Below are 11,468 nucleotides of genomic sequence, written 5' to 3' on the forward strand. Positions count from 1 at the left end.
TATTCAGTCTGACGCCTAAAGCGTCTGGAAGCACGTGACTTCAGTCATGTGAGGTTCACCAGTTATAAAAGTTATAAATATGAGGAGGTTTTTATGGAGAAAAACGAAAACGAAGAACTGCTGGAACAAAGCCCGGCAGAGATTCAGCAGGAAGATACGCAGAAAATTGCAAAGAGCGGGGAAGAAGAGCCGGATACAGAAGAACAGAAAGTCTCCAATGGAAGATTTATACTCTGGAGTCTGGCGGGAGTGTATCTGTTGTATACAAGTTACAGTCTCTGTAAGGGATATGTGACAGGCGAAGAAGGAACAAGTATGGGATTTATGCTTGCCGGAATTGCATTTGCAGCTATTGGTGCTGGTCTGCTGTTTTTCGGCATTAAAAATATGCTCTCAGAAGAGAAGATCAGGAAAGCAAAAGCAGCGAAGAATGCGGCAATGGAAGCTGCCGCAGGCGGAGAACTGAAGAAAGAGGATGCATCCGGGCAGAACAGATCAATGAGCATTGCTGAAAGGGCTAATATGGTTAAGAATCTGGAAGACGAAGAGGAAGACGGGGAAAACGAGAAAGAATGAAAATATTGATCACATTGCTGAAACCGTTGTCTTTTTTACCGGCACTGCTGATGATGTATATCATCTTTTCATTTTCAGCCCAGCCGGGTGAAGTTTCAGGTAATCTGAGCTATAAAATAAGTTATGAGATCATAGAAACGAAGAGCGAGCTTTTGTCAGAGAATCTGAGCAGTGAAGAGATTGCCTATAAGGCAGATGGAATTCACTACTATGTGAGAAAAGCGGCACATATGACAGAGTATTTTCTGCTGGCTATCGCTATTTCTTTTCCTTTATATGTCTATGGTGTGAGAGGAATCTGGCTGATGCTTCTTGCGGGAATTGTCTGTGTGGGATTTGCAGGGCTGGATGAGTATCATCAGTCTTTTGTGGATGCCCGTACACCTGCGGTAAAGGATGTGGGAATCGACAGTATAGGGGCGTTTATCGGAATACTTCTTGTTCAGGCATTCTGCTGGTCTGTACTGAATAATCCTAATAAAAAGAAGAAAAAAAGAAGTCATTAAATAATCAGGAAAAATACATATTCAAAAAAGGAAAGACAAAAGGAGCTGCCACATTAATAAGAACTTAATGTGGTATGCTCCTTTTGACGTTATTGTTCACTGGTAATATCCCGCGAAGCGTGTTGTTGTGAACACTAACTTTTTGGTTTGAATATACTTTCGATTTCCTGCTGTGTTTAAGCCTGGATTTCTGAAAGTCTGTCCAGTCCGGCTCTGGTATGGCGGATAAAAATATCTCTGACCGCCTGGATCTCGCCAAGACCTTTCAGAGTACATTTGACAGAATATCCCTCTTTTTCCAGAATACTTTTCCAGGAATCATCGTCCTCTCCGGACATATCATTGGTAGCATGATCACCTGCGACGATCATAAAAGGTGCCAGATGAACATGAGCCGGATGCAGATTTTTTAATTTATCCAGAAAGCTTTCAATGGAGAAATCCCCTTCAACCGTTCCCATATGCATATTGGAATAGCCGAAATGCTTAAACAGTTCGTCCATCTCAGGATAAAGTTCATTGGCAACATGCTCTGTTCCATGTCCCATAAATAAGAGAATTTCATCAGAATCAGGGTGATATTCCTGTGCCATAGCCTGACAGACCTCTTCTTTGTCCTGTTTTGTAACCATCAGAGAATCACAGATAATGACAGAATCGAAATCCTTTTTATGTGCAAGAACCTTTTCTTTCATAGCATCACTCTCAAATCCGGTGATCACATAGGTTGGCTGTACAACGACATTTCGAATTCCGTCCGCTTTCAGCTGGGTCATTGCCTCATCAATATCCATAATGTGGATCCCGTCCCGCTTCCGGAGTTTGGCGCGGATACGGGGACTTGTCCATGCGCAGTATAACGGATATTCCGGAAATGCATGATGCAGGTCAGATTCAATCTGTTCAATTGTTTTTTTTCGTGTTTCTTCATAACTTGTACCGAAGCTGATAACAAGAATTGCTGTTTTTTCAGTTACCCCCATTTTAAATCTCCTTATAATAAGTATATTGGCATTTACCACAACTGCCACTGACAGGTTTTCCGCAAAACAGATGTAGTGGCGGTAAAAGGTAATTGACTGCGCACTCATATAAAAAAGATGTCATGATAATAGACATTGTTCTTTATTATACAGGGAGTTATAGGGAAACACAAGTAAAAGCTAAGATTTTGACGTCTGAGTATCTCTGTATGCAGATGGAGTGACATTCATTTTTTTCTTGAAGCTTGTGCTGAAATAATATTGATTGGCGTAACCGCATTTCATACTGATTTCCTTCAGAGTCATGTTTGTGGCTGTAAGATAACGGCAGGCGGCGTTGATTCGCTGAGTAGTGATATAGTCACTAATACTCACGCCCTGTTTCTTTTTAAAGAGGGCACTCAGATAAGCCGGGCTGACATTGGCTTCGCTGGCGATATCGTTCAGGCACAGAGTATTGCTGGCATAGTTTTCGTCAATATATGAAGTTACAGATTCGCATAATTTCTGGTGATAATCATTCAGAGAAGAATCCAGTTTCCGGCAGAGAAGGCGGCAGAGTTCGTTGAGCCAGCCGCATAGTTCTTCTGTGGTATGAAATTCTTCCAGATGATTGTATACATACAGGATCTTTGCTTCCAGATCATGGGTATCCAGGTTTAGTTCATAGAAAAACTTCAGAATCCTTCCAAGCAGAGAGTAGATCTGGATAAATGTGAAACTTTTGGTGCGGAAGTTCTCAGTAAGCCATCTGGAGAAATCCTGAAACCAGGAGTCAATTGCAGAAACATCCTTTTTACACAGAAGGCGGATTAATTCCTCCTCTCTGGAATCGGAGAAATCAGTGGCAGATAAGTCATGTCCAAGAGCCTCACGTCCGTCAAATACGTTCTGGTGTGGGAAAAAGAAACGATAATCCAGTGCATGAACTGCACTTTCATAAGAACGGTTCAGATCCCACAGATCCTGTACAATGGCACCGATTCCGGCATTCAGAACCAGTCCCTGTGAATTGCAGTTATCTACAAGTGCAGAAATGATTTTATAGGTAAGCTGGCGAAAATTTCCGGACTGGCAGCCGCTTTGTCCGATCACACACAGATAACCATCAATATCCTGCAGAGGATAAATATAATTTAATTCTGAGGTTTGTTCTGTGATCAGATCACGGAGATTCAGCAGTTCCATCTGAAATTTCTCAATGCCATAGGAATCCTTGAGAGACTGTGCATTTTCCAGTTCAAGAATCACTACGTTATAAAAATCATAATCCAATTTGAGGTTCAGGTAGTTCAGATAAGGTTTGAGACGATAGGAAGCCTCCTGCCTGGAACGGTGAGTGATATCACGGAAAAATTTTTCGATAAGTAAAGGTCTGCTCTGTTTAAGCAACTGCAGATTTTTCTGCTCACGTTCCATCAAGGCAAAAGCATTTTTTACTTTCTGGATCAGGTATGCGTAATCCAGAGGTTTTTCAATATAATCCAATGCACCAAGAAGCAGAGCGCGTCTTGCATATTCAAATTTATCATAGGCACTGATCAGTATGATTTTTACCATTGGATTAATATCCAGTGCTTGCCTGCTCATTGAAATTCCGTCCAGATCCGGCATTTCAATATCTGAGATGATCAGATCTACAGGTTCTTTTTTCATAGCGTCTATCGCAGAGGTTCCGTTGTAGCAGATATGTACGATTTCTGCGTTCAGAACTTCCCAGTCTATGTTCTTTTCAATTCCTTCTGCTGACAGATAATTGTCATCTACAATCATTATTTTCCTCATCTGTATCCTCCATTTGCTGAAATTCAATTGTGACATAGGTACCGTTTCCGGGATGGCTGTCAATACGCACAGAGCCGTTACCGTACAAAGGATTGGAAATGCGGGCGCTTACATTTGAAATTCCAAAATGTTTTTCGTAATTTATGACTTTGTTGTCTATGGCATATCGGAGCTGTTCCAGTGTCTCCGGAGACATTCCGGCTCCATTGTCTTCAATGGATATCACTACGGTATCATCACCGTAGAGCACTTGAATGGAAATAAAAACTTCAGGTGTATCGGCTGAAAGACCGTGCAGGATAGAATTCTCCAGGAATGGCTGTAATGTAAATTTGCAGATCGTGAAATTTTCTATTCCGTCTTCGGCATTGATCTCCCAGTTAAGATTATCTTTATGGCAGAGTTTCTCCATTTCCAGATACAGGCGGGCAATTTCCAGTTCGTCTTTGATCGGTATCAGTTCTTTTGATTTTCTCAGCGTCAGTCGGTAAAAGGCAGTCAGATTTGTCAGCATCTGATCTGCAATATCCAATTTGCCAAGTGCCTGGCAGGTTCGGATGGTTCCAAGGATATTGTAGAGAAAATGTGGATTGATCTGTGACTGTAATAACTGATATTTCAGTCGTTCTTCATTAATGGAGAGACTGACAATTGATTTCAGATTCTGGGCAATTGTGTGCTGCATATCTTCAAAGGTAATCCCCAGATTGTCTATTTCATCATAATTGGAAGCATCGGCCGGATGCGGGAGTGTGATGATGGAAAGGTGCTCCGGATCATGTCCAAGATGAAAGGATTCCATGGCATAGGACAGTGCGGCAATTCTGCTTGTCAGTTTCCTGGAAAAAAGGATTACAATAAAAATAGTCAGCGGCAGAGAAATAATTACAGTGATCAACAGTGTTTTGATCAGTACCTGTGTATTGCTTTTGATATAGTTTTCCGGGATTTCCGTAATATGCAGCCAACCGTTATCCAGAGTGCGGCAGTTATAGTAGATGTCATTGTCTTTAAAGAAGGAATTGGTATTTTCCAGAAACATCTGTTTTATTGAATCTGAAATCCAGGTCTGATTACGGGAAGAATCACTGTGAGCTGCAATTTGTCCCTGTGGTGTCAGAATGTAACTGGAAATTGCGGTATCAGAAGCAGAAGTCTGAAGATACCGGGAAAATTCATCGCAGTCAAGTGCAATACAATAAGCATATTCGAGAACATTGCTGGATTTGTCCTGAAGAGCACGAAAACACAGCAGTGTATTTGCGCTTCTTTTGGAAGCAGATATAACTCTGGGTAAGGTGGTATTTTTCTTTAACAGCCACAGGGAAGAAGAACCTATGGAATGTAATTCAGATTCGCTGATTCCATAATTGAAAAGTTTATCTGTGGAAAAGAAATATATACCCTCATCAGCTCCGGTTTGTTCCGGTTTTAAAAAAACATATATATGAAAGAAATCAAATGTAGATTTATATAATGAAATATTGCTTCTCATGGATGTTAATGCCTGCATGGTGCCAACCTGATCTGGGGAAGAGTGTTCAAAAGCGTACATCTGATACTGGATGGTGTCAGCAACGTTTTCGGTCTGGTTCAGACGGCTGTTAAGCTGAAAAATAAGCTGTTCATCAGACATCAATGCAGAGTTTGTGATTCGGTCTCTGGCAAGATTATAGGAAACATGGTAACTGACCAGTGCAACAAGTGTCAGAGGAAGCAGGGTTGCAACCAGAAAGGCAATCAGGAGTTTTGCCTGAAATGAGGAAAATCTGGAAGGAATCCATTTATGATAATTTATTTTTTTCAAGTTGAGTTTCATTACACATAATACTCCTTATATGAATAGGTTTGATTTTATCAGGTATCTTTTTGAAGATTGCCATATTATACAGCAATTCTGTAAAGATGCAACACAGTGTTCATCTGCTATCTGTATTATAAAAAATCAGAATGAAAAAAACAATAGAACGAAAAATAATATAAATCAATCAAAAGAAATTGTATTTAGTAAAAAGAGTGTTTTTGTTATTCTTTAATTACCAAATAACACAGAACAGTTGATGCGAGAGAACTGTTCGGAAAAGGAGAGAATATGAGGAAAAAAGTGTTAAGTGCAGTTTTAGCTGCAACAATGGTGGCAGGAATGATGGGGAATGTTGTAAGTGTATCAGCAGAGGAGAAATATGATCTTACTTTATACAGCGTTAACACTACTGACCCGGATTTTGATGACTGGCTTGCAAATGTAGAGGAGGCAACGGGTTTAAATATCAATGTTATTGCAGCTCCGACAGATACAGACACACGTCAGCAGAAGATTACAACGATTCTTTCTACAGGAGATTCTTCCGTAGACATTGTCGAAATCAACGATGAAATGAGTGCTGCATTCAAGAATTCCGGATGGCTGGAAGGTCTGAATGACACGGTTATGACAGATGATATCATTGATCAGTTTGCGCAGGGGTATATTCAGGATATGATCACAGATAAGGATGGAAATATTGTAGGAGTTCCGGGATATACAGGATATCTTGCATTTTGGGTAAATCAGGAAATTATGGATGAGGTGGGAATCGAATCCATTGATACAAAAGAAGATTTCATGAAATACATGGAAGCAGTTTCAAAAGATGGACGTTTCGGATACGGCGGTTCCTGGGAAAAGACATATGCATCTAATGAAATTGCACAGTTTGTAAATATGTTTGGCGGTGACTACTTCGACTGGACAAAAGAAGAAAATAAAGAAGCAATTCAGTTCCTTCATGATCTGGTTGCCAACAAAGAAACACCTGTTGATCAGATCGCAGATAAATATGATCAGATGAATCCAAAAATCAATGATGGCAAATACGGATGCTGGTTTATGTGGGGCTTAGGTACGGATTATGCAAAGGCAGATATGCTGGGAGCTGACAAGATCCACATGGCAATGGTACCTGATTTCAGCGGCAATGGAGAGCGAGCAATCTTTACAGATTCCTGGAACTATGTGCTGAACAGTGCATCCAAAAACAAAGATGCAGCCATTAAATTCCTGCAGTATATGGCAGATGAAGGTGGAATGGAAGCATCCTATAAAGCATTTGACAGATATCCTGCAAGAAAGGATGTTGCAGAAAAAGTTGTTCCGGATACTGATCCTGCAAAAGAAATGTACAGCCAGTATGCAGAAGAGTGCAACGTACAGGGACGTCCGCTGGTAGCACAGACAATGGAGTTCATCAGTGATATGGGAACTATCTTCCAGTCCTGCATGAAAGATGAGATCACAGTAGATGAGTTCTGTAAAAAAGCACAGGAAGTCGTTGATACATATCAGTAAAAACGGTATTCGTTTAAAGTCTTTTGAAATACTGACACATAAAAACTGACATAATAAATGAAGGTATAAAGCAGAAAAATCTGCTTTATACCTGTGCTTAAAGATATGAAGGAGGGAGTACCTGTGACAATCAGTAAAAAATCAATGAAATGGATTCCGTGGCTGTTGGTGTTACCTGTGGTTATTATTCGTGGATTTACGACTTTGTATCCGATTTTAATGACAGTTAGAAATAGTTTTTTTGATATTAAAATTCTGTCCGGAATTAATGAATTCTGTGGAATTCAGAATTACCTGAAAATTTTTTCAGATCCCAAAGTGCTTACATCTATACGTTTTACAGTGATTTTTGTAGTAGTATCAATGATATTCCATGTAATATTAGGCGTAGGTCTTGCTCTGATATTAAATATGAAATTTAAGGGACGTCGTTTTCTTCGTACGATTGTACTGATTCCCTGGGCAATGCCGGCAGTTGTTGTAGGTATGGCTGCAAAATGGGCATTTAATAATGATTATGGTCTGATCAATGACTTTATCAGATTGTTTGTCCATGGATACCAGAATAGCTGGCTGATCAATACAGGATCTGCAAGAGCTGCTGTAATTGCCGTGGATCTGTGGAAAGATCTTCCGTTCTTTGCGATTCTTGTATTATCCGGTCTGCAGTTTATTTCGGGTGATATCTATGAAGCCGCAAAAGTAGACGGTGCAAATGGAATCCAGTGTTTCTTCAGAATTACATTACCGTTGATACTGAAAAATGTACTGACTTTATCTATTCCATTTACTTTATGGAGACTGACAACCTTTGATATTGTATATTCTATGACTTCAGGTGGTCCTGGAGAAGATACGGCACTGATCGCATACAGAATCACGACAGAGGCGTTTACAAATCTGAATGTCGGTTATGCATCTGCACTGGCAATGTTACTGTTTGTTGTAATGGCAGTATTCAGCTGGCTGAATATACGTGTTATGAACAAGATTGATAACTAAAGGAGGAAATACCATGAAAAAAGATTCAAGAAAATATAACATATATCATGGTGTAATGGCAGGTGGAAGATGGGTACTGTTTGCAATTGTCTCATTTATTATCCTGTTTCCGGTATACTGGATTTTTATTTCCTCTATTACACCTTCCGGAGAATTATTCAAAACACCGATTGATTATCTGCCGGATCATCCGACACTGGAAAGCTATAAGTTTCTGATCGAGAACGTAGGACTTTTATCAAAAGTGGGAAATACAGTATTGATCGTAGGTCTTACACTGGTTATCAGTACTGTACTCTGTGCAATGGCTGCATACGGATTCTCACGTTTCACTACAAAAGGAATCAATATTGCTTTTGCATTTATTATTGCAACTATGTTAATTCCTGAAGTTGTTACAGCAAGACCATTATATGAGTTCATGCAGAAAGTAAAATTATATGATACATATCCCGGACTGATTTTGCTTTATATCAGTACTGTTATCCCATTTACGGTTCTGATTCTGAGAAACTTTGTGGGGGAAATCCCTATTTCACTGGAAGAGGCAGCAGCGATTGACGGTGCAACTTTTTCACAGAGACTTTTTACAATCGTATTGCCTCTTATGAAACCTGCAATCGCAACTGTATGTATTATCAACTTTATTACCTGCCTGAATAACTTCTTCACACCGTTGTTTTATTCAAATGGTATTCAGGTTCTTTCCGTTTCCATTGTACAGCTTCCACTGCGTGACAACATGTATGGAGTTCCGTGGGATCTGGTAAGTGCAATGGGATGGATTATTCTTTTACCGATTATTATTTTTGTTGCAGTCTTTGAAAAACAGATCATGGATGGTATAATGGCAGGAGGAGTAAAAGCCTGATTATCTGAATGCTAAGAATATTGGAGGAAAACATTATGTATCAGTCATTTAAAGGTGGACTTGGTGGAATTGCTCTGGCAAAACATGGAAGAAGCCGTGCAATCAATGCAGAGAATCCACATGGAGAAAAAGGTAAAGGTGGAATGGCAGCGAGCCATCTGGGACCGTCCAGAAAAGGAAGTCCCTGCCTGAATGATATTGAGCCAGGTGCAACTGTAACTCTTGCAGAGATGGAAGGTCCTGGTGAGATCAATCATATCTGGATCACAGTGGATAATAAGACAACCGATGCAGATTGTTTTGTATTGAGAGATCTGGTCATCCGTATGTACTGGGATGATGAGGAAACACCATCTGTGGAAAGTCCTCTCGGAGATTTCTTTTGCTGTGGTTTTGGAAGAGAGTGTATTGTAAATTCTGTCCCAATGGCAGTGGTGCCAAGCAGAGGATTTAACTGTTACTTCCCGATGCCGTTTAAGAAAAAAGCAAAAATTACTCTGGAAAATCAGCATGCAAATAAAATTCCGGCATTTTTCTATCAGGTAGATTACTGTCTGTATGATGAGCTTCCGGATGATATTACTTATTTCCATGCACAGTGGAGGCGAGAGCGACTGACAGAGAAGCAGAAAGATTATACAATCCTTGACGGAGTAAAAGGAAAAGGTCATTATGTAGGAACTTATATTGCACTTACCACACTGGAACGTTACTGGTGGGGCGAAGGTGAAATGAAATTCTATATTGACGGTGATGATGAATATCCCACAATCTGCGGAACCGGAACAGAAGATTATTTTGGAGGTTCCTGGAGTTTTGCAAAGCAGGTGGACGGAAAGACTGTGGAACAAAATTATAATACACCATATCTGGGCTACCCATACTATTCTGCTCATGATGAGCTGATCCATAATTTCTATCATAATGATGACTGTCCGCCGATGAGAGGTTTCTATCGCTGGCATATTCAGGATCCGATTTGTTTTGATGAGGATCTGCGTGTGACCATTCAGCAGATTGGAGTAGGTTACAGAGGATTATTTGAACGTCAGGATGATGTGGCAAGCGTGGCTTACTGGTATCAGACACACCCACATGCACCGTTTGCACCATTGATGTCAAAAGAGGACAGATGGCCAAGATAAAAAACAGAGGTGAAATGCTTGAAAAAAAGTGTTGTAATTTTCATAACTGCAGTATGTTTGCTTATTACAGGATGTGGAGATACGGGGAGCTTATCTAAGCTCCCCTCATCGTCGTTTCACGAAGACAAACAAAAGCTGACAATCATGCATATTGATGCAGATAATAAAAGATTTCAGGATTTTATCGAGGAAACAGAAAAAAAACTTGATATGGAAATCACTGTGGAAAAATGTCCGTCCAATGCGGATAATCGGCAGGCAAAAATATCCACGATCCTGGCTTCGGGGGACAAAAATATTGATTTGATTTCCGTGAATGATGAGATGATTTCTGAGTTTAAGCATAAGGGATATCTGGAACCACTGGAAAAAAACGTTATGACAGAAGAAGTAAGAGACAGCTTTCCGCAGAAGTATCTGGAAAGCATTTGTGAAGAGAATGGACATATATATTCTGTCCCTTTTCAGATGGATATTATGATGTTCTGGGTAAATCAGGAGTTGCTGAAACAGGCAGGACTCGATGAGATAAAGAATACCGGTGATTTTGATATTCTGCAGAAGAGTTTGAAAAATCCGGATCAGTACGCTTATGGAGATGCATGGGAAAATACACATGTTTATAACAGTCTTTCGCAATTTGTGAATTTCTGGGGTGGCGATTATTTCGACTGGACTGATCCGAAAACCAAAGATGCAGCCAGATATATGAAAAGTATGCTGGATGAGAAAAATACATCGCCTGCACAGTTTGTAGATCAGTATGAGCAGATGGAAGAGAAATTTATCAGGGGAAAATATGGATGTGTTTTTATGTATACGAGTGCTCTGGGTACATTTCTTGATGCTGATGTATATGGGAAAAATAAAATACATATGGCACCGCTTCCCGTGCTTCATAAGAAAAAAGCCACTAATATTGCAACCTGGCAGTATGTTTTGAACAATGCTTCAGAAAATAAAGATGCAGCTGTCAGATTTCTTCAGTATGCAGCCGGTTATGAAGGCAGTACTGAATATGCAAAAATAATGAAAAGTTATCCTGCCAGAGTGGATGTGATCGAAAATGAGGATATTGATCTGGAAGGAATAGATATGATACGGAAATATCTCCGGGAATATACATTGAATGCACGTCCGTTATGTAAAAATTCCATGGGTGCTGTCTCAGATATGGGAAAACTGTTTCAGGGATATGTTCTTGGGCAATGTGAAGAGGACAGTTTCTTTGAGCAGGCACAAAATTGTATAAATACTTACTATTAAAAAGGC

At 40.0% G+C, this 11,468-nt stretch carries 10 protein-coding genes; 7 read left to right on the forward strand and 3 right to left on the reverse strand.

Annotated elements, in window-relative coordinates; all coding sequences use genetic code 11:
* Positions 1 to 93: 93 nt before the first annotated feature.
* Together LJE12_RS04505 and LJE12_RS04510 are read left to right on the forward strand one after the other, a co-directional pair.
* A complete protein-coding gene (locus tag LJE12_RS04505) occupies positions 94 to 576 on the forward strand; it encodes a hypothetical protein (protein ID WP_207736965.1) in 483 nt (160 codons plus the stop codon).
* A complete protein-coding gene (locus tag LJE12_RS04510; RefSeq protein WP_025581246.1) occupies positions 573 to 1,082 on the forward strand; it encodes a VanZ family protein in 510 nt (169 codons plus the stop codon). The genes LJE12_RS04505 and LJE12_RS04510 overlap by 4 nt, the downstream gene beginning before the upstream one ends.
* Positions 1,083 to 1,258: 176 nt before the next feature.
* On the opposite strand, the gene LJE12_RS04515 is transcribed toward LJE12_RS04510, so the two are convergent.
* From LJE12_RS04515 to LJE12_RS04525, 3 genes are all read right to left on the reverse strand, one after another.
* A complete protein-coding gene (locus LJE12_RS04515) occupies positions 1,259 to 2,065 on the reverse strand; it encodes a sirohydrochlorin cobaltochelatase (protein WP_008705751.1) in 807 nt (268 codons plus the stop codon).
* Positions 2,066 to 2,245: 180 nt separating this feature from the next.
* Entirely contained in the window at positions 2,246 to 3,850 is a 1,605-nt protein-coding gene (locus tag LJE12_RS04520; protein WP_020993406.1) for an AraC family transcriptional regulator, read from the reverse strand.
* The gene (locus LJE12_RS04525; protein ID WP_020993405.1) at positions 3,825 to 5,669 is read right to left on the reverse strand and encodes a sensor histidine kinase; all 1,845 of its coding nucleotides are present in this window, start codon (positions 5,667 to 5,669) and stop codon (positions 3,825 to 3,827) included. Before LJE12_RS04525 ends, LJE12_RS04520 begins: the two co-directional genes overlap by 26 nt.
* A 273-nt stretch (positions 5,670 to 5,942) precedes the next feature.
* Here LJE12_RS04525 and LJE12_RS04530 point away from each other — a divergent pair, with 273 nt between their 5' ends.
* The 5 genes from LJE12_RS04530 (at position 5,943) to LJE12_RS04550 (ending at position 11,462) form a co-directional block, all read left to right on the forward strand.
* Positions 5,943 to 7,178, forward strand: a complete 1,236-nt coding sequence (locus LJE12_RS04530; protein ID WP_020993404.1) for an ABC transporter substrate-binding protein — start codon at positions 5,943 to 5,945, stop codon at positions 7,176 to 7,178.
* A 105-nt stretch (positions 7,179 to 7,283) separates the two neighbouring features.
* Positions 7,284 to 8,180, forward strand: a complete 897-nt coding sequence (locus tag LJE12_RS04535; RefSeq protein WP_008705747.1) for a carbohydrate ABC transporter permease — start codon at positions 7,284 to 7,286, stop codon at positions 8,178 to 8,180.
* Between the two features lie 13 nt (positions 8,181 to 8,193).
* Complete coding sequence (locus tag LJE12_RS04540; protein WP_008705746.1) at positions 8,194 to 9,051, forward strand: carbohydrate ABC transporter permease; 858 nt, start codon at positions 8,194 to 8,196, stop codon at positions 9,049 to 9,051.
* Positions 9,052 to 9,086: 35 nt separating this feature from the next.
* Positions 9,087 to 10,196, forward strand: coding sequence for a glycoside hydrolase family 172 protein (locus LJE12_RS04545; RefSeq protein ID WP_008705745.1), 1,110 nt, complete (start codon positions 9,087 to 9,089; stop codon positions 10,194 to 10,196).
* Positions 10,197 to 10,340: 144 nt separating this feature from the next.
* On the forward strand, positions 10,341 to 11,462 hold the full coding sequence (locus LJE12_RS04550) for an ABC transporter substrate-binding protein (protein ID WP_147612015.1): 1,122 nt from the start codon (positions 10,341 to 10,343) through the stop codon (positions 11,460 to 11,462).
* Positions 11,463 to 11,468: the final 6 nt, after the last annotated feature.

Origin of the sequence: Blautia sp. DFI.6.71, from assembly GCF_020593585.1 — a bacterium.
Classification (GTDB): Bacteria; Bacillota; Clostridia; order Lachnospirales; family Lachnospiraceae; genus Blautia_A; species Blautia_A wexlerae.